This window comes from Aureispira anguillae (assembly GCF_026000115.1).
Lineage (GTDB): Bacteria > Bacteroidota > Bacteroidia > Chitinophagales > Saprospiraceae > Aureispira > Aureispira anguillae.
This window is the reverse complement of record NZ_AP026867.1, coordinates 4,201,500-4,222,032: the sequence shown is the minus strand read 5'-3', so window position 1 is coordinate 4,222,032 and position 20,533 is coordinate 4,201,500. Positions and strand designations below refer to the sequence as shown.

The 20,533-nt window shown below is 37.0% G+C and carries 13 protein-coding genes; 8 read left to right on the top strand and 5 right to left on the bottom strand.

Going from position 1 to position 20,533, the window contains the following annotated elements; translation table 11 throughout:
* Positions 1 to 73 precede the first annotated feature (73 nt).
* The gene (locus AsAng_RS16590) at positions 74 to 1,300 is read left to right on the top strand and encodes a phosphoglycerate kinase (RefSeq protein WP_264788225.1); all 1,227 of its coding nucleotides are present in this window, start codon (positions 74 to 76) and stop codon (positions 1,298 to 1,300) included.
* 62 nt (positions 1,301 to 1,362) lie between these two features.
* Here the strand turns inward: AsAng_RS16590 and AsAng_RS16585 are convergent, their stop codons facing one another.
* On the bottom strand, positions 1,363 to 1,920 hold the full coding sequence (locus AsAng_RS16585) for an adenylate/guanylate cyclase domain-containing protein (protein WP_264788224.1): 558 nt from the start codon (positions 1,918 to 1,920) through the stop codon (positions 1,363 to 1,365).
* Between the two features lie 135 nt (positions 1,921 to 2,055).
* On the opposite strand from AsAng_RS16585, the gene AsAng_RS16580 reads away from it, so the two are divergent.
* The 4 genes from AsAng_RS16580 to AsAng_RS16565 all read left to right on the top strand — a co-directional run bounded on the left by AsAng_RS16580 (position 2,056) and on the right by AsAng_RS16565 (position 9,939).
* Complete coding sequence (locus AsAng_RS16580; RefSeq protein ID WP_264788223.1) at positions 2,056 to 3,510, top strand: sugar MFS transporter; 1,455 nt, start codon at positions 2,056 to 2,058, stop codon at positions 3,508 to 3,510.
* A 273-nt stretch (positions 3,511 to 3,783) separates the two neighbouring features.
* On the top strand, positions 3,784 to 6,366 hold the full coding sequence (gene mutS / locus AsAng_RS16575) for a DNA mismatch repair protein MutS (protein ID WP_407655338.1): 2,583 nt from the start codon (positions 3,784 to 3,786) through the stop codon (positions 6,364 to 6,366).
* Between the two features lie 410 nt (positions 6,367 to 6,776).
* Positions 6,777 to 7,883 carry a DUF547 domain-containing protein gene (locus AsAng_RS16570; protein WP_264788221.1) on the top strand — a complete coding sequence of 369 codons (1,107 nt, stop codon included), beginning with the start codon at positions 6,777 to 6,779 and terminating at the stop codon, positions 7,881 to 7,883.
* A 193-nt stretch (positions 7,884 to 8,076) separates the two neighbouring features.
* On the top strand, positions 8,077 to 9,939 hold the full coding sequence (locus tag AsAng_RS16565; protein WP_264788220.1) for a BamA/TamA family outer membrane protein: 1,863 nt from the start codon (positions 8,077 to 8,079) through the stop codon (positions 9,937 to 9,939).
* Between the two features lie 94 nt (positions 9,940 to 10,033).
* Here AsAng_RS16565 and AsAng_RS16560 read toward each other — a convergent pair whose 3' ends face one another.
* Entirely contained in the window at positions 10,034 to 12,436 is a 2,403-nt protein-coding gene (locus AsAng_RS16560) for an endonuclease MutS2 (RefSeq protein WP_264788219.1), read from the bottom strand.
* A gap of 463 nt (positions 12,437 to 12,899) precedes the next feature.
* Here AsAng_RS16560 and AsAng_RS16555 point away from each other — a divergent pair, with 463 nt between their 5' ends.
* Positions 12,900 to 14,033 (top strand): DNA alkylation repair protein, encoded by a 1,134-nt coding sequence (locus AsAng_RS16555; RefSeq protein ID WP_264788218.1) that lies wholly within the window; start codon positions 12,900 to 12,902, stop codon positions 14,031 to 14,033.
* A gap of 134 nt (positions 14,034 to 14,167) precedes the next feature.
* Complete coding sequence (locus AsAng_RS16550; protein ID WP_264788217.1) at positions 14,168 to 16,180, top strand: transglutaminase domain-containing protein; 2,013 nt, start codon at positions 14,168 to 14,170, stop codon at positions 16,178 to 16,180.
* A gap of 61 nt (positions 16,181 to 16,241) precedes the next feature.
* Here the strand turns inward: AsAng_RS16550 and AsAng_RS16545 are convergent, their stop codons facing one another.
* Positions 16,242 to 17,360, bottom strand: a complete 1,119-nt coding sequence (locus AsAng_RS16545) for a hypothetical protein (RefSeq protein ID WP_264788216.1) — start codon at positions 17,358 to 17,360, stop codon at positions 16,242 to 16,244.
* Between the two features lie 26 nt (positions 17,361 to 17,386).
* A complete protein-coding gene (locus AsAng_RS16540) occupies positions 17,387 to 18,241 on the bottom strand; it encodes a hypothetical protein (protein ID WP_264788215.1) in 855 nt (284 codons plus the stop codon).
* A 176-nt stretch (positions 18,242 to 18,417) separates the two neighbouring features.
* On the opposite strand from AsAng_RS16540, the gene AsAng_RS16535 reads away from it, so the two are divergent.
* On the top strand, positions 18,418 to 19,311 hold the full coding sequence (locus AsAng_RS16535; RefSeq protein ID WP_264788214.1) for a tetratricopeptide repeat protein: 894 nt from the start codon (positions 18,418 to 18,420) through the stop codon (positions 19,309 to 19,311).
* Between the two features lie 57 nt (positions 19,312 to 19,368).
* Here AsAng_RS16535 and AsAng_RS16530 read toward each other — a convergent pair whose 3' ends face one another.
* The gene (locus AsAng_RS16530; protein WP_264788213.1) at positions 19,369 to 20,502 is read right to left on the bottom strand and encodes a DUF2891 domain-containing protein; all 1,134 of its coding nucleotides are present in this window, start codon (positions 20,500 to 20,502) and stop codon (positions 19,369 to 19,371) included.
* Positions 20,503 to 20,533: the final 31 nt, after the last annotated feature.

The window sequence follows — 20,533 nt, the reverse complement described above, 5'->3', positions numbered from 1 at the left end:
ATGATTTTAGTGTAAATTACTGATTTTTAAGCAGTTGTTTTTGTTGTCCCTTGCTGCCAATAATTCAAAAAAAATGTATTTAGAAAATATTGAGTTGAAAGGTAAAAAAGTATTGGTACGAGTAGATTTTAATGTACCATTAAACAAAGAGTATAAAGTAACAGATGATACTCGAATTCGTAGTGCATTGCCAACGATTGAGTATATTCTGAAACAAGGAGCGGCTGTTGTTTTAATGTCACATTTAGGACGCCCTCAAAAGAAAACCAAAGAAGATGGCACGGTGGATAAAGAGCGTTTTACTTTAAACCATACAGTAGCTTGTTTGTCAAAATTGCTAGGGCAGCCCGTTGCTTTTGCAGGCGATACAATTGGTAAAGTTGCCAAAGATGCTGTTGAAGCACTCAATATGGGAGAGGTTTTAATCTTAGAAAATACTCGTTTTTACCAAGAAGAAAAGAAAGGCGATCAAGAATTTGCTAGACAATTGGCCGATTTGGCAGATGTTTATATCAATGATGCTTTTGGAACAGCTCATAGAGCACATGCTTCAACCTGTACTGTTGCCCAATTTTTTGATAAGGCACATAGAGGTTTTGGTTTTTTAATCAAAAAAGAATTGGAGAGCGCACAAAAATTGACCAATAACCCTGCTCGTCCTTTTACGGCAATTGTTGGTGGCGCTAAAGTATCGGACAAAATTCTACTGTTGGAAAAATTAGTCGATTCTGTTGACCACATTATTATAGGTGGCGGAATGGCGTATACCTTGATTAAGGCACAAGGCGGAACGGTTGGTAGTTCTTTGTTGGAGGAAGATAAACTGGAGGTAGCTCGTGCTTTGTTGGCAAAAGCTGCTGAAAAAGGAGTGGAAATTTTGCTCCCTGAAGATTCTGTCGTAGCCGATGCCTTTGATAATAATGCCAAGACTCAAATCATAGCTAGCAAGGCTATTCCTGAAGGATGGATGGGCTTAGATATTGGGAACCAAGCAATCGAGAAATTTGCAGCAGTGGTAACCAATTCTAAAAGTTTGGTTTGGAATGGTCCAATGGGAGTGTTTGAAATGTCTAGTTTTGCTAATGGAACAGCCCAAATTGCAGAAGCTGTAGTTGAAGCAACACAAAAAGGAGCCTTTTCATTGATTGGTGGTGGTGATTCGGTAGCAGCAATTAATAAAGCTGGGAAAGCAGATCAGGTGAGTTTTGTTTCTACAGGTGGTGGTGCTATGCTCAAATTATTAGAGGGAGGCGTATTACCTGGCGTAGCTGCCATTACAGATGAATTGACTGTTGAGTAATAAGGGGCAGTATTGTTTTAATTTGAAGATTTGAACAGATGACACTTGTTCAAATCTTCAAATTAATTTGCATTAGGCAAACCATAAATCTCCATGGCTGTACTTAAGCCTTTTAGATAAACTCGGTTGAGGTAATCTAATTTTAATTCAGGGCAAGCTAAATGCACCGCTTCGCTAAGAATCAACTGTTGATCATAATGCTTGCATAGCCCTTGCAATCTAGCAGTACTATTGATAACGTTGCCATAAAATACACGAAAGCCATTGAGATGATTGATCACAACGTCGCCTAAATTAATGGCTGCCGAAAAGTAGGGAAAGATGTTAAACGTCTTTTCTAAAAATCCCCGATGCTGTTCCAACATGTTAAGGTATTCCTGAAAAAAACGAATTGCCTGACCTGTGGTATTGGGCGCTTCCCATGTAAAAATAACACCATCGCCAGCATATTGATGCGTTTCTATTAGCGGAAAATCTACTCGAAGTTCTTCTAGCAGTTCAAAACAATAAGTAATAAATTGACTATAGGGAATCAGCCCTAGGCGGTCAACTTGTTCCATTGAGGCTTGAAGGTCGATAAAAAGGAAACCTCTATGCGCTATTTTAAAATTATTATCCATTATTTTAATTATAATTTAAGGGCTTTTGCTATTTTGCTCAATGTACGGAATTAATTAAGGATAGGAAGTGAACAAAAAGGATAAATTTTAGATGCGAATTTGTTTAATGTTTAATTTCTTTTAAATAAAAAAACTATGGCAGGTCAAGTTCCCAGTAATCCAATTTTAGATGATCAATCAGGTGTACAAGGTGATTCAAAAAATTATAAAAGTGCCTTTGCTCTATTAACGTCCCTGTTTTTTATGTGGGGATTTATTACCGTTGTTAATGATCCTTTGATTTCTGCATTTAAAAAAATATTTGAGCTCAAAGCCTTTCATGCTAGTTTGGTGCAGTCTGCTTTTTTTATTGCTTTTTTTGTAGTCTCTCTCGTTTATTTTTTGATTTCTTCAACGAGTGGCGAAGATCCTATTAATAAAATAGGCTACAAAAAAGGAATGTCTTTTAGTTTGGGCGTTTGTAGTTTAGGTTGTTTTGCTTTTTATCCTTCTGCCTTGGCAGAATCTTACCCTATGTTTTTAATGTCTTTATTTATTCTGGCATCGGGCATTACCTTACTACAGATTTGTGCCAACCCTTATGCAGCTATTATGGGGAGCAGTGAGACAGCGTCTAGTCGCTTGAATTTAGCGCAGGGATTTAATTCTTTGGGAACAACTATTGCTCCTTTGGCAGCTTCTTTGTTAATCTTTAAGGTTTTTACAAACGGTTCAGAACCTACTTTGAGCGCAATTTCATCTACTTACTTAATTACAGGCTCCTTGTTTTTAATTTTGGCCATTATTGTTTGGATGGCAGATATGCCAGCGTATACCAATGCCGAAAAGGTAGAAGGAGGTTTGGGAGTATTAAAATTCTCTCAACTCAAATGGGGGATTGGAGCCATCTTTTTTTATGTAGGAGGAGAAGTGGCCATAGGAAGCTGGTTAATGCCTTTTATGGAAGATGTATTTGGTTTTGAACCCACCAAAGCAGGAGCTTATTTGGCTTTTTATTGGGGGGGAGCTATGATTGGGCGTTTGTTGGGCGCAGTATCGTTTAATGATGAAATCCCAAGCAATAAAAAATACCCTTTAATGGCAATTATTTCTATTGGCGTATTTGGATTTATTTACTTGGTAACAGGCTTAAAATTATTGGATGATGGAACAATCAGCTTTATTGGTTTAGAGCTGACGGAAGTTGCTTTTTACCTGTTGTTTTTAGCGTTTAACTATATTGGATTTTTCTTAGGAAAATCCAATGCTGCACGAACGTTAAGTATTTTTTGTATCGTCGTAATTACGTTGTTATTACTGGGAGTTTTTGGAGGGACTGGAACAGTTGCTTTGTGGGCCTTACTCAGTATCGGATTATTTAATTCTATTATGTGGTCTAATATATTTACGCTAGCGATTAAAGATTTAGGGGTATATACCAGTCAAGGTTCTTCTTTGTTGGTAATGGCAATTGTTGGAGGAGCATTTATGCCACTGTTGCAGGGAGCAATGATTGATCTTGTTGGGGTACAAATGTCTTTTTTAACGCCGATCATCTGCTATGCCTATATCTTGTTTTATGGCTTGGTGGGGCATCGGACAAGCTCTTAATACATTCGCTGCTAAAATAGCACTCATTTTGATCTAAAATAAAAACTTATAAATCCACCATACAGGTGGATTTTTTTTATTTTTGCAAATTACTATTTATGCCCACCTATTTAATGTTAAAATCTAAAACTTTAGCAAGTCTCAATGGTGTTAAAATCATGAAGTTAGACTTGTTGAATTGGATGGTGTGCCTATTAAAATTGTTTGAACATATAAAATACCCAAGTTTTGGCAAAAAAGAAAGTTACGAAGGCAAGAAAACAAACGCCATTAATGGCACAATATGAAGAGTTGAAATCAAAATATTCAGATGCTATTTTATTGTTTCGAGTAGGTGATTTTTACGAAACCTTTTCTACCGATGCCATTACCGCATCTAATGTGTTGGGAATTGTTTTGACTGCTCGAAATAATGGTTCTTCTAAAGTAGAGTTGGCTGGTTTTCCGCATCATTCTTTGGATACTTATTTGCCAAAGTTGGTTCAGGCGGGCTATCGAGTTGCTGTTTGTGACCAATTGGAAAAACCAAGCAAACTGAAAAAATTGGTCAAGCGAGGAGTGACAGAAGTGGTTACGCCTGGAGTTACCATTAATGATAAAATTTTAGACCATAAAAGCAATAATTATCTCGCTGCTATTCATTTCGGCAAAAAGGGACAATTTGGTTTGGCACTCTTAGATATTTCTACAGGGGAGTTTGTGGTCAGCGAAGGAACAAGCACTTATATTGATAAATTGTTGCAGAGCTTTCAGCCCTCAGAAATTATTTTTGCAAAAACTCGCCAAAAAGATATTCTCAAGCATTTTGGAGATAAGTTCTATCAATATGGCATAGACGATTGGGTCTATAGCGCCGATTATAGCCAAGAGAAATTATTGCAGCAATTTGAAGTAGCTTCTATGAAAGGTTTTGGAATAGAAGCATTAGAGTTGGCACAAATCGCCGCAGGTTCAATTTTGCATTATGTGGCAACGACTGAAAATACCAACCTCAAACACATTACTACCATTGCTCGCATTCAGCCAGATCGCTATGTTTGGTTGGACAAATTTACGGTTCGGAATTTGGAGTTGGTGCATTCTCCTCATGCTTCAGGGGTGCCTTTGGTCAATATTTTGGATCAAACGGTTTCTCCAATGGGAACACGACTGCTCAAACGATGGATTATTCTACCATTAAAGGACAAAAATGCCGTAACGGCTCGTCATCAGGTGGTGCGTCATTTTATTGATAATAGTGAAATCGCAGAGTTGGTAGAAACACAAATTCGCCAAATTGGAGATTTAGAACGGTTGATTTCTAAAGTGCCCTTGGGAAAAATTAACCCTAGAGAGGTAAAACAGTTGGAACGTGCTTTGATTGCGTTGGAACCGATCAAAGCTGCTCTTGAAACGGCTGACAATAAACAGTTGCAATCTATCGGTGAACGTCTTCAGTTGTGTGGTATTATCAGAGAGCGAATAGGGCGAGAACTAGTCGCAGAGCCTCCCGTAAAAATGGATAAAGGGGGCGTTATGGCAGATGGTATTTCTGAAGAATTGGACGAGTTGCGAGATATTATCAAAAATAGCAAGCAACATTTGCTGAATATTCAACAACAAGAGGCTTCTTCTACAGGCATTGACAACCTAAAAATAGGTTTTAATAATGTATTTGGATATTATTTGGAAGTAACCAATAAATATAAAAATAAGGGGCTAGTTCCCGACCATTGGGTGCGCAAACAAACCCTAACCAATGCAGAGCGTTATATCACAGATGATTTAAAAAAATTAGAAGTAAAGATATTGGGCGCAGAGGAAAAAATCTTAGCCTTAGAAAATCGCTTGTTTCAAGACTTGGTTTTTGCGCTAACTGAATACATTAGCCCTGTTCAAATGAATGCTGCTTTGATTGCTCAGTTGGACTGTCTGGCTTCTTTTGCTAAAGTGGCTATTATGAATAATTATTGTCGTCCACAGATGAATGATAGTTTGGAAATAGACGTAAAAGAAGGGCGCCACCCTGTTATTGAGAAGCAACTTAAATTGGGAGAAGAGTACGTGCCTAATGATATTTATTTGGACAATAATGGGCAACAAATCATTATGATAACGGGACCTAATATGTCTGGTAAATCGGCTTTGTTGCGCCAGACTGCTTTGATTTGTTTGATGGCTCAGATGGGATCATTTGTACCAGCAAGGGAAGCAAAATTAGGCATGATTGATAAGGTATTTACTAGAGTGGGGGCTTCCGATAATATTTCTTCTGGAGAATCTACTTTTATGGTAGAAATGAACGAAACAGCTTCTATTCTCAACAATATCTCGGAGCGCAGTTTGATTTTATTGGATGAAATTGGACGTGGAACAAGTACTTATGATGGCATTTCTATTGCTTGGTCTATTGCAGAATTTTTGCATAACAATACCATTGCAACGCCTAAAACGCTTTTTGCAACGCATTATCACGAGTTGAATGAGTTGGCCGATCGTTTTCCAAGGATTAAAAATTTTAATGTTGCAACCAAAGAGCTTAATCATAAGGTTATTTTCTTGCGTAAATTGCAGGAAGGTGGCTCTAAACATAGTTTTGGAATTCACGTGGCCAAAATGGCAGGGATGCCACGCTATGTAGTAGAACGTGCCAATGAAATTTTAGGTCAATTGGAGCAAAAGAGCATTGATGCTGGTAATTTAGATGAAAAAGTCAAAAAAATTGCGGCTCCTGCTATGCAGTTGAGCTTTTTTGATGCAGCGCCCGATCCTGTTTTGACTGAACTTAAAGAACAGCTTGAAGAGGTTGATCTCAATCGTTTAACGCCTATTGAGTGTATGTTGAAGTTGGATGAATTGAAGAAATTGTTGGATTAAATAGTAAGTGCTTCAGATTACAAAAAAGAATTTTCATTGCAAGAGTTAACTCGTGCTTAGTGTTTCATTGTAAGACGTATGTTAATAGAGATTGTCTCAGTTGGGGCAATCTCTATTTTTCTTTAAACCCAAAATGCATGCAATGGCAGCACTAATACAGCAATCCTTTTTTATAAACCAAGATTTGGAATAGAATTCGCTAAGAAAAAGTTGAATTATTCTTCTTGTTTAAGAACAATATAGGATAGTTTATGGTTAGACTAGAAATAAAGTATTATCTTTTACCTAGTTAAGGAACGAAGGACACGTTCTAATAAGATTTTCCCCAGATTCACTTATTTTATTATCAAAATCTTATAACCTATTTTTATTAGATAGGTTAGGGGTGGTTAAAAATCAATATCTATTTTATGAGACATCTATGCTTTAGCTCGCTTATTGTGGCAACATTAATCCTTGCTTGCTCTAACGGAAGAACTTCACAAGAAACCGTAACCGAGAACACCGAAAATACCAATTCTACTATGGCATCTATGGATGATCCTGTATTGGAAAAAAACACTGTAGAATCTGTTGCATTGACCGAAGTAACAAGTCCTGCTTCTATTAATAAGGCAACAGAAAAAAAAGAAGCACCTAAGGAGTCTACCCCTTCTGCGGAGGCAAAAGCGGTTCCTGCTAGCTCGACTCCAACGCCCGAAGTTAAGCCTGACTTGCCTAAAGAATCAATGGTAAGCTCTGAGCCAACTCCAGCGCCTACCTCTACGACTAGTGAAGCACCTAAAACAACAGTAACTCCAACCACGAATCCAGTCGCTAATGCAAACGTTACAACTGCTACAAAACCAGTTGAGAAAAAGATTGAATTGAGCCATGATGGATTTGATCAATTGCTACGCAAATATGTCAACAGTAGTGGAGGTGTAAATTACAGTGGTTTTCAAAAAGAAAAAGCAACATTGGCTGCCTACTTAGACTTGCTAAAAAAGAACGCTCCTCAAAGCAGTTGGTCTAAAAATAAAGAAATAGCTTATTGGATAAACTTGTACAATGCGTTTACAATTTATGCGATCGTAGAAAAATACCCTGTAAGTAGCATAATGGACTTGGAAGGGGGAAAAGTTTGGGATAAAAAGAAAATTGTTATTGGTGGCAAAAGCTTAACCTTAAATGATATAGAAAAAGAAAAATTATTAAAGCGCTTCAAGGAGCCTAGAGTACATTTTGCTGTTAATTGTGCGGCTGCCTCTTGTCCTCCATTGTTGAATAAGGCTTGGACGGAAGATAATGTACAACGTTATTTAGCCAAACAAACAAAGGCTTTTATTAACAATGCCAAATACAACTCCATCAGCGCTAAATCACTTGAAATTTCGCAGATATTTAATTGGTATGCTGGTGACTTTGGAGGAAGTGACAAGGTTGTGGCTTATTTCCAAAAATATTCAGAAATAGAAATCAATGGGAATGCTAAAGTAAAATTTAAAACGTACGACTGGAAATTGAACAAACAATAATAGCTTTGCCCTTTTGGTCAACAGAAAAAATAGAAGGTCATCCCCGAAGTTTCGAGGATGACTTTTTTTATTACACTAGCATTTTAACATTTTATTCCAACGTATTTTTACCTTAGCGTCGTTTTATGGTGTAAGAACTAAAATTAGTCTCAGAAATATCTATCCATTAGCGCAAGCAAAATAATCCTATCAATTGATAAAAAAGGTCGCATTTTTCCTCTTCATCTTTTATCTCCCTTTTTTGTTGTCAGCACAAAAAGGAGACAGTACGCTTACTACAGCACCTGGTCTGTTAACCATCCAACCTTTAGATAAGGAAAAGAAATTTTTTAAGCAGCAACGCATTAAGTTTGAATATCGTGTACAAGATTCTAGTCAAGTACAAAAGCAACTCTATGATATTCTGAAACAACTTCATGGTAGCGCTTATTTAACGGCGTCTGTTGATACCTTATTTCAAGATGAGAACAATTATACGGCTTATTTTTTTGTTGGAGAACGCTATGAATGGGCTAGTTTGACCAATGGCAATGTAGCTCCTGCATTTTTGTCGGCAATTGGCTTTAGAGAACGTCTATATACCAATCAGCCCTTTTATTATAAAGAGGTCGTGCAATTGCAAGAGAAGCTATTGACCTATTTAGAAAACCATGGTTATCCTTTTGCACAGGTATACATTGATAGTGTCCGAATTGAAGCTTCAGAAATCGCTGCAAAAATCTATTTTGAAAAAGGACCGTTGATTTTTTTTGATGCTCTTAAAATTAAAGGTAGGAGCCGAAACCCCAAGCGGCAAAATAAGAAAAAAAAGGTGCGAATTACTCCTGGATTTATGGCGAGTTATTTGGGCATTCGAAAGGATAAATTATACAGCGAAAAGTTGGTCAAAAAAGTTCAGAACAGAATCAATGCCTTGCGCTATCTAAATAATTATCAGACCCCCTATGTTATTTTTCGAGATAGAAAGGCCGAACTTAATCTTTTTTTGATGGATCGTCCTTCTAGTAAAATTGATGTCTTGCTGGGTTTTTTACCAACCAAAGATGCTGTTACAGGACAACAGAAATTCGATTTTACAGGGAATATTGATATTGATTTGATAAATCCTTTGGGAACAGGAAAACGCTTGCAGTTTAAATGGCAACAATTGAGTTTAGGAACTTCTGATTTGTTGGTGCGTTTTGGGTGGCCTTATTTATTAAAAACGCCCTTAGGAGTAGATTTAGCCTTTAAATTGTACAAACGAGACTCTGCCTATATTGATATTATAACAGATGTTGGATTGCAGTATTTATTTAATGGGAATAGTTATATCAAGGCATTTTGGGTCAATACCAATACCAATCTTATCAATATAGACACCAATACGATTAAAAGTACTCGCCGACTTCCTGCAATGTTGGATATAGACAACACTTCATTTGGGTTAGCCTTTTATTATGATAATTTGGATTATAAATACAATCCTCGCAAGGGCTTTGAAACAAAATTAGTAGCAAGCTTTTCTCTTAAGAGAGTTCGAAAAAACAACACCATAGAGGAAATTTCAGATCCTCTAGACAGCACTTTTAACTTTGCTTCCTTATACGATACCATTGTACCCAATACCTTTCAGTATCGGTTTTTAGTAGAACATAGTCATTTCTTTCAACTGTTGAAATGGAGTACATTAATGGCTCGATTTAAGGGAGGGGTTATTATCTCTAAAGATCCAATTTATGACAATGAGACTTTTCGTATCGGAGGGAACAAATTACTTAGAGGTTTTGACGAAGAAGCTTTATTGGCAACTTGGTATAATGTACTGAGTCTCGAATGGCGATTTTTATTTGGGCGGAACTCATACGCTTATTTATTTGGCGACTTTGCTTATATTCAAAAACAAACGATTAGTAGTGCTGCTTACAGTGATTTTCCAATTGGTTTTGGGGTGGGAGTAGCCTTGGAGACCAAGGTGGGAATTTTTGCCTTAAGCTATGCCTTAGGAACACAACAGGGGAATCCTATTTTATTTAACAATAGCAAGGTGCATTTTGGTTATGTGTATTCTTTTTGAGGTTACAATAAGGATGAATTGAAAGCTATAAAAATACGAATATCATATCTTCAACGCTTCCAATTAATCCTTTTAGGATGTAGAGATTACGAATTTACCCCAACTCAACAATCGTCATTCCATTGCCACCTTGATGCGGTTCAGGATGATAAGAACGAACAATGTTTTTGTATTCTCTTAGTTTTTTAGTGACCACCTTACGCAAAGCACCAGAGCCTTTGCCATGGATAATTCGGACCTCATTGGCACTAGCCATCAAGGCATTGTCCATAAACTCCTGAATGCGTTCTAAAGCATCCTCATAACGCATTCCACGAATGTCAATTTTAGGCTCAAAGTGTGCCTTTTTGCTGAGGGTATCCGTTTTGACAATAGCGGTTTGTTGAGAAAGAATAGGGTTTTTGATCAATTGTAAATCTCGTAACTTAACCATCAGATTTAAATTGCCCATTTCTACCTTAGCTTCTTTGCGTTTGATTTCCTTGACAATTCCCATACCACCGCCAGAACGCAACTTAACATAAGAACCTACTTCAATGACCCCATCATCGGCTTGCTCATAGACCTCATAAATGCCTTCTTTTACGGCGTTGACATCATCGGTTATTTTTTTGCGCTCTATTTGCGATTGTTCCAACAATGTTTTAGCCTTTTGGGCTGCTTTTTCCTTATTACTAGATGTTTTTAGCTCTCGCAATACCTTTTGAAGCTCCTTGTTGGTTTTTTCCGTTTCAACTAATTCTTGCTCTTTGATTTGAAGTTTTAGCTTTTTTCGAGCAAATTCTAACTCCCTAAACGCCGACTCATAATTTTTGATCAATTGATCCAAGCGTTTCTGATGTTCTAATACCTGTTCATGCGCTTCAACCGCTTTTTGGCGTTCTCGTTGCAAATCCACTAGAATTTCATCCAAGTTATGGTTTTGTTTTCCAACCTTCCGTCTAGCATAACCAATCACCTGATTGGGCAGCCCACTTTTGGTGGCAATTTCAAAGGCATAAGAACTACCTGGTTTTCCCATCTTCATCTGATAAGTAGGAGAGAGGCTATCTTTATCAAAAATCATAGAACCATTAATCAAACCTTTGTTTTCAAAAGCAAAAACTTTGAGATTAGAATAATGGGTGGTAATTACCCCAAAGGCTTTTTTTCTATTGAGATCTCGCAAAATGGCCTCTGCGATGGCACCGCCCATTTTAGGATCCGTTCCCGAACCAAACTCATCAATTAAGATCAATGTTTTGTCGTTGGCGTTTTCCATAAAAAAGCGAGCATTCTGCAATCGAGAGCTATAAGTACTCAACTCATCTTCTAAGGATTGTTGATCACCAATATCTGCAAAAATCTGTTCAAAGATTCCCATTTCAGCCCCTTCGTTGGCAGGAATAAGCATCCCTGATTGTAGCATCAATTGAACCAGTCCAATGGCTTTCATACAAACCGACTTACCCCCAGCATTAGGACCACTTAAGACCAAAATTCGAGTATCCTTTTTGAAGTGCAAATGAAAAGGAACCGTTTTTACACCAGCCGTTTTGTTTTTTAGGGCCAATAAAGGGTGGATAACATTGCGTATTTTGTAATGAGGCGTGAGCATCACTTTAGGCTTAGTTGCATCCAGTTGGGTCGCCAATTGCGTTTTGGCTTGTATGGTATCAAAGCGAACAATAATGTTTTCATATTGCTGCAACTGATCGATATAAGGACGCAATAAATTGCTCAAATCCCGCAAAATTCGGTAAATTTCTCGTTGATAATCTCGTTCTAAATCAAAAATATCATTGTTTAGATCAATGACTCCTTCAGGCTCAATAAAAACCGTTTTTCCCGAAGCCGATTCATCGTGAATAATTCCTCGCACTTGGCGTTTGCGTTCCGAAGGAACAGACAATACTCGGCGACTATTTCTAAAACTTTCTTTGTTGTCTTTTAGCCAACCTTTGCTTTGATAATGGACAATGATTTGGCGGAATTTTTTATCCAACTCTTGGCGTTTGCTATTTTGCATTCTAGCAATACGCAACAATTCGGGGGATGCATTGGGGCGAATATTGCCTTCTTCATCAATAACCCGTTGTATTTCACTCAAGAGCTCTTTATCAAAATCTGCTATTCTAATAATGTCATAGAGCGTGGGATAAAGCGTTTTGGTGCTTTTTCGTTTGCTGAAAAAACCATAAATATCATAACAAACTAAAAGTGTTTTGGCTACGTTTCGGAGGCTTTCAACAGAGAGTACATAACCTTCTATGCTCAACATTTTTAGATCTTCTCCAATACTAGCATAGTTGCTCATCGGAAAATTATGGTTGTTTTCATAGGTTTGAGTGTATTCAAATACCTCTAGGAGCCAACGCTCAATTTGAGAGGCTTCGGTACTTGGAATGAGGTTGCGAAAATAATCTTTTCCCAAGGTTCCATAGCAGTAACTTTCAGTAATTTCTAGTATTTTATCAAACTCTAACGTTTGATACAAATCTTTCGGTGCAAGTTTCATTTCTCTTTACTTCTTTATCATACAGCCCTTAGGGCTTGTTGTCTTATTTTTATTACTAATTATGAAGCGATCTTGTTGCATTAACCCTTTTCTTTTTCGAAGATCACTTGTTAAATTTATAATCTTGTTGTTAAGGGGCTTATCACTGTACTAAACTTGTTAATTTTAGAACTGCCCCACATTCTAAAAACATCTAACGCAAAAATAGTTCAATTCTGAGACGAAATAGTTATTTTTAACTAAATAACGATTGTCACGAATAAAGTTGTATGGATAGCTGTAGCCTTTTTCTACTGGGTTTTGCCAACCTTCTTTTTCAAATTTTTACCTAGATAACGCTGCTATCAGGCTGTAATTTTCATCGAATCTCATCTGAAATTCTCTGCGAAAACCATCCATAATCTTTGTGACAGTGTACTAAAGTTGTTCTAAGACCTTATTATTATGACACAATATACACCAAATGAAACCAGAAAAGAAATTTGAATTTAGTGCCGTCCTTAATCCCGAAGTAGTTGCACAAATAGGACAATCGATAAAAAAGGTTTGGAAGCCATTTGAGCGAGAGCGTTTTGAATCCAAGGTTAGCCCTAAGTTGGCTTCTTTGGCATTCAAGGAGCGGGCAAATTTGATTGCTCAAGAATTACATGAATTTTTACCAACCGATTTTGCAGAAGGAGGGCAAATATTGTTGGATGCTTTTGGCGATGAATTAGGAAGTTCTGAAACGGCAAAAGATAATGTATTTTTATACATGCCTTATGGTGTTTATGTGAGTTGGTATGGTTTAGAAGAGAAAGATTTTGAGTTGGCAACTCAATTTTTATACGAAATGACCAAGCGGTTTAGTGCAGAATTTGCCATTCGCCCTTTCCTAGAAAAATACCCTAGTCGGATGCTTAAAAAAATGGAACAGTGGGTAAAAGATGATAACCAACACGTACGAAGATTGGTGTCAGAAGGAACCCGCCCTCGTTTGCCTTGGGCGCCTAGGGTAACCGTTTATGATGATAATTATTCTGTTATTATTGCTTTGTTGGCTACACTCAGAAATGACCCTGAATTATATGTACGTCGCTCTGTTGCAAATCACCTGAATGATCTAACCAAAGATAGGAAAGAACTCGTGATTCAAACCTTAGAAAAATGGAATAAAAAGACAACAGCACAGATTGAATGGATCACCAAACATGCACTTAGAACCTTGGTAAAAGCAGGTAATTCGAATGCGCTAAAGCTCTTGGGGTTCTCAGATTCGCCACAAGTTGAAATAGGCAATTTTAAGGTACACCAAAATGAGTTGAAGCTAGGAGAAAAATTAGAGTTTTCTTTTGAAATTAATTCTAAAACTTCAGAATTGCAACCGTTAATAGTTGATTACATCATCTATTTTAAAAAAGCCAATGGGATGCAATCCCCTAAAGTATTTAAATTAAAAATCTTGGACTTAGCTGGGAATAAGTCTATTAAAATACAAAAGAAGCAACTTTTTAAACATTTTAGTACCCGCATATTGTATGAAGGAGAGCATGCTGTAGAATTGCAAATCAATGGTCAAAGTTATGGAAGGAAGGCGTTTGAACTCGTTTTTGACTAATTCTATTGGTAGTAGAACTTATAGATGCTTATGTAGCTTTTTTATGTAATCTGATCCGATTTTTGACCTACCCATAGCAAGTATTAGCTTATGTACGATTGAGGCTAATGCAATGAGCAATAAACCACTAAACCATGTATCATTTTATAGCATATTGGTATTTTTGGGGCTGGCTGTTCCTTTTTGGAGGATTGTTAGTGGGGACTGTTGATGTGATGGCTCAAAAAGGAAGGGACTTTGATACGACTGCTATTGTTCAAAAAGTAGCTCATGTGCCTCGCCTAAAAACACAGGAACCTAGTATTCTAGCCTATTATCTAACCAAGGAATGCCCGAACGATTATCACAAAGTTTTGGCAATTAGTTATTGGATTACGCAGAATATTAAATACAATTACAAGGCATTTAAAAATAAAATAGTAGGCCACAAAACCTCTGTAGAAGTACTTCGAAAACGCAAGGCGCTGTGTAAGGAATACGCTCAGTTGTTTAAGGATATGTGCACTAGTGTAGGAATTCAAGCTGAAATCGTAAATGGTTATACCAAAGGTTTTGACTTTGTTGAAACAGATACCTTGTACCGAGCGGAACATACTTGGTCAATTGTCGAAATAGATAATAGGTGGTATTTAATGGATTTGACCTATGGGAGTGGGCATGTTGCACACAAAAAGCAAGGTTTGCCTAAATTAATGGCAAGAGCATTTGGGATAAAGTATCGACCTAAATTTAAGTATGTGCATCAATTTAATCCCCAATGGTTTTTTGTTCCCCCTGATGAAATGATTTTTACACATTTCCCCAATCTCGAAATGTACCAATTGCTTAAAATGCCCCTGTCCTTAAAATTATTTAAGCAAGGTGGATGGGTCATTCATGGGCATTTATCTTGGTATTACAAAACACTAAAAGAAAGCCCAGAGATAGAGGCTTATGGAGCTCGTTCTCAAATTCAAAAATGGCTAAAAGAAGGAGAAGAGGGGCACCAGATCAATCCTGATAATTGCCGTGTGAAGGGAATGAATTATTACTTAGCATTAGATAGCTTATTTCGGGCTTTTTTTGATTCAAAGAACAATTGTCTAAATGTTTCTTTCAAAGAATTGGAACAATTGGAGGAATATATTGTGGTGGTAGATTCTTTTTTGAGGGAAGGGATTACCAACAATAATAGAGAGTTTGAATCAAAGCAATTACAGAGTTTACAATGGGAAAAACGGCTGAATAAGCAAAATAAAGTGCACATCGATTTGCTGCAAAAACAAATTCAAAAAAATCTTAGCGCACAGCAATTGGTTCAGCAAATTAAAAAAGAAAATTTATGGCATCAGCATTCTGCTGCCCAATGGATAAAGAGGCGATCGTTGCCCTGTGATTCTAATGCTACAATTGTAAAACAGGTAACGGAAATGGGGGGATTATTGGAACCAATAGATTCTCTAGAGGCGATTGCAAAAGAAGTAGATCATCAAAAAGATGTTCTTATAGCGCAATTGCAGGCTAAAAAACTTCGCATGAGTGAACTAAAAGAAATAGAAATCCTCAACGTTTATGAAAAAAATTCAGAGACAATAAAACGATTGATTCGCCAAAAAAAATTAAGGCTGCCTCTTGTTTATGAAAATAAGGTCTTTGAAGATAGACGGCAACTTGTGGAAAAATGCCAACAGGCAGACAGTCTTAATCAAGCTGTTGTTTATACTGCTTTATTGGCTCTGAGAAAAAAACAACTGGCTTCTCATCAGAATATTAAGGTATACTGCTGCTTGGTTAAGCAGGAATTAAAGCTACTAAAAGAAGCGCAACATAAACCGTTTGGGAACAGAAAAGAATGGAAACAACGATGTAGAAGGATTGTGGAAAATTTAAGTAAGGAATTAAAGTTTTATCAACTATCCTTGCAAAAACATCTTGGTTTTCAGCAAAAGTGGAGACGCTTGTTATCCAAAGAAATCAAATGCATGCGGCAAGCAAAACAATATTTAACCTATGATTTGACTTTGGAAGCTTACCGACATCAAACGTATCGGAACTATCGAGCATCCATTCGACAAGCTGAGAACATAAAGTTGCAGGCTATTTTGGGAGAGGTAGCCCAAATTAAGGCACTTATAAATCAAGAGAAATGTTTGCTAATGGAAGATTAATTCACCCCCTCAATCATCCTATAATTTTAGAGGATGATTGAGGAGCTGAATGGGCTGATTGTTATAACAATCTAAATTCTGACTCTCCTTGTTCTAATTTTAAGATGTTATCTTTTTCCTCGTTTATGGTATTTAACCATTCGTCATATATCTCAACATCCTCAGGATGGTTGGGGTTAGCCTTTTTCTTGAGGATTAATTTTTTTAGAAAATCAATTCTAAATGCTGCCGTCTTCGAAAAATCAGTAAGCACATCTCGATGTTTTTGCATCAAATCTTTGAGTGATTCATTCTCTGAACTAATGGTTGTTCTTTGAGCAAATAAGCCAATAAAAGCCCCTTCAAATAACCTTTTCTTTTTGCCATCTTTGGGGTCAATAATCTCTTCGTGAAAATAATGTTTGGTAGAATGGAATAACTTAATGCCACTGGACTCTTCAATTTTTTTAATTTTAATATCTACCGCACCAATAAAGGCATCAATTAATTTAGGACCTGTTTTGGCAACCCCACTAAAATATTTTATAATATCTTTCATTGGACCATTAGGAACAGGAATAGATTCAATAATATCACCAATCATATTAAATCCATCAGCACTATGTTTAGCCCAGGCTTTAGCCGCAGCATAACTTTCTGGATTATTGGCAAAATTCTTAACCGTAGAATCATCTGCTAAATACAAAACGGCACGAAGTAATTTATTGAGTTTGGTTAAGTAATCAGCAGTTTTTGAGATTCCCGCAGTTAATTGACTGTCTTTTAGTTGAGCTAATTTATCCAAATTGGTTTTTAATTTGCCCAATTCAGTGAGAAAACTAGCAATGAGTTTCGACATTTTTAGGTATCGATTGTATTTGGTTTTATTATCCTCTGTATCCAGTCCTTCGACAACAAGCTGTTCGGCAAAGGTATCAATGTTCTTTTTGATTTTTACCAAAGACTGGATAACTCCAACGAGCTGTTTGGAAGTTTTGTTGGCTTTTGCAATGGTGGAGACAAGCGTAGCCGCCTCTTTACCCGAAATGGTTTCTTTTAAATCTGCGGCTACATTTTTGCCTTTAGCTTTTAATTTAGCTAAGTCCTGTTTGGCAGCAGCTATTTTTTTTTGCGCTTTATCATTGGCGTATTGACCAAGTGTTTCCAGCTTTTTTTCGAGTTTTTCTATTTCTTCAAACATTTGTTCTTTGGTTTGTTGGTGATTGATTATTGAACTTTTTGGAGGAGATCTTGGATTTTTTTCTCAATATTGGTTATAGCCCAATCTACTTCTTCTTCAGATTGAGGAACAATATCAATTTGAGATAATTGATGGGATAATTTTTTAAGGACAAGATCTTGCTGCTCAATTTTTTGTTTAGCAGCGGCTAATTTTTTTTGAGCAATAGGAGGGAGTTGAGCGTATTGGTTCATAAAGCGTTGGATGTTATTGGTAACATCATCCAATACATAAGCATCTTTTAAGTGATTATTTTTTGACTTAAATCGTTTTATAATGCCCTTTACTTCTTGTTTAAGGTCGCCTTTAACTTGATTAAATAGGCTAAGGATAGCTTTTAAATCATTAGTGGAATCACTAGAGGGGGAATGGGGGGCAGCATTTTTTTCTTTTGGGAGAGTAGCGGAATCACTGGTTGCAGAATTCGGGGCGGTATCTTCTTCTTCTTCTGTTACTGTAGCAGTCGTTTCTACTATAAAATTAAATTTTAAGAGTTGCTTGAACAAAGTTGCGACCTTAGCTTCTAATGCTTCAGCAGCATAACCACCACTGGTTAGGCTAAAATTAAGTTGTGGACCGTCTTTAGTTTTGACCATTTTTATAAAACCAGCAGCAAGCTTTTGATTAGGGTGTTTATCAGCTTTAATTTGTTTGATTAAGCCTTTTAGTGCCGTTGTTTTTCTTAGGGGAATAGCAATAGGAAGCTTTTTAGTGCCCATTTTGTAATCAATCAAAAAAATGGCTGCCTTGGCTTTTTTCCACTGCGTTTTTTCTTTAAAAGCTTTTTTAAATTCAGCGAATTTCATTTCTTTGAGCAAGTCATAACTTAATATCTCTGCCATTGTCATTTGTATTTAATGAGGTAATACATTCAAAGATCTATGAATGGATTAATAATTACAAGATGAAAAAATGAAATTGTGATAAAATAAAACGATTCAATTGTTGAGCTAGTTGCTTGATAATTGGTGATTTATGAGTTTTTGTTGTGGTAGAGTAGATTAAACTATAAATAATAATGGATAAGGAACAATTACAAGATTTTTTAGTAAAAGTAGAGCAAGACGGAGTAGCAATGTTGCACAGCAGAGGCTATCTTTGGTTTAAGAGTGAGTTTTTGCCTTACTTAAACTTAGCAGATACTCTTTTGCCTGATGCGGTTGAATTAATAGCAGATTGTTGGTATTTGGTGGGGGACATCTATGATTTTAATGGAGCTCCTCTAAAAGCGGTAGAAAGTTATAAAAAGGCTCTGGAATATGATGATGAAGTGGATGGCGCTTATCGAGAAATTGCAAATATGTATGAGCAGGTAGGACGTTATACAGAGGCCTTAAAATATATTGATCTTGCGTTAGAGCGAATGCCTGACAATGAAGAGCTGATGGAGGATAAAGCAGTCATTCAAGATAGCATAACCTATACAACAGAACCCTATTTAACAGCAGAGAATAAGGCTTGGCAATATGCAGAGCAGTTAGCCGCAGGAGAAATAGAAGCAGTGATTGCTGCTATTCAATTATTGGAAAACCCAGATAGAACGATGCTCCAATGTTTGGCGCAAGCTTATGGTGCACAAGGAGAAAAGGCGTTGTTCTTAGAAACTTGGCAAAAAATTAGAACGGCTGAAGGAAGTATGAATTTGAGTTATGCGGATTGGTTTTATATGCCGTTTTCTATTTATAATAGCAAAGAAATTTGGGAATGGCTGAAGGAATTAAGTACAGTGGTTAAATCCACAGCGTTTATAGACTTTGATAGTTTGAATGAACATTATGGGGAGCAATTAGATTCAGCAGAAGAGTTGGCTTTGATCTGCGATTTTCAGATTTATAGAATTACCAAAAATAAAGCTGCATTAAAAGCATTGGCGAAACAATATCCGCTTTGGGAAGAAGTGCAACTGGGGTAAGGTTGTTGAAGATTTGAATTGGCATTTTCACCAATTCAAATCTTCAACGGTTTAATGTTAATTGCTAGTTAGGGCATAAATAGCAAAACTCGCCAGCCAATGCCCGCCCTCATAATTACCATCTGTAATGGCAAGCAGAGAATGTTGGATGTGTTGTTGAGCAATTTTTTCAAGGTGTCGATATTCTTTGGGCAAGCTTTTCGCAATGCCGTAGAGGCACCAAGCACGACTAAAATTTAGCCCATCTAAATGAACCAAATGACCATCTTCTCGATTGGAAACAATACCAGGTTCTAATTTAAAATTCGGTTTAGACAGTTCTGGCAAAAAGTTTTTGAGCCAAGTAGAAAATTCTTCTGGGGATAATACACGGCGCATAATATCGATTTCTTCAAAGCAGGGAGAAAGAAAATCATAGCCGTTGGGTTCCCAAGCCAAGGGACCGTTTTTGTCGTTTAAGAAAAACGCTTTTGCTCGTTTTTCAATGCTTTCTTTTAACGCTTTATTGTTAACCGTCAACGCATAATCATAAGCAAAAGCTAAACCAAAACCAGTGTTGGTATGTGTGCCTACTCGGATAGGGTAAACCAATTGAGGTAAAAATTCAATATATTTATTGGCAATGAGGTTGCTTAAGGGGTAGAGGTTATTCTCTAATTCTCTTGCAAGAGAATCGTCCCAATTGTGCAGCTCTTCGGCTAATTTGAGCAGCCATGCCCAGCCGTATGTCCGCTCGAAATTCTTGTTGTGTGTTTGTTCAAAATAACGAACTTCTGCAAGAATGTTTTCTTTTGAAAGTCGGTCTGCTAGTTGTTCTCGGATAAAAGTCGCACTATCTAGAGCGGGGAACTGCTTTAGTAAACTGACCAATGACCAGTGACCATGTACCGCCGAATGCCAATCAAAACAACCATAAAAAGCAGGATGCAATTCGCTAGGTGTTTGAAGATCGAACTCACTTGCCAGTACTTGATTGAGTTTGTTTGGAAACTCGGTAAGAATACAAGCCAATGGGAGTTGGGCAAGGCGGTTGGCTTCTTGTAAATCAAGTTGTAGATTTGGGGTAGTTACATTTTGTGCAATGCTGTCTTTTGGAGTAGGGTCTAAATTTGCTTCTTGAGCGCCAGATTCTTCTTTACGAGTACAAGATATAAGCAAGCAAAGTACTAGAAAAATTGCGGTTGATTTCATTGTTGTATTTTAGTAGATAAGTAGAAGATAT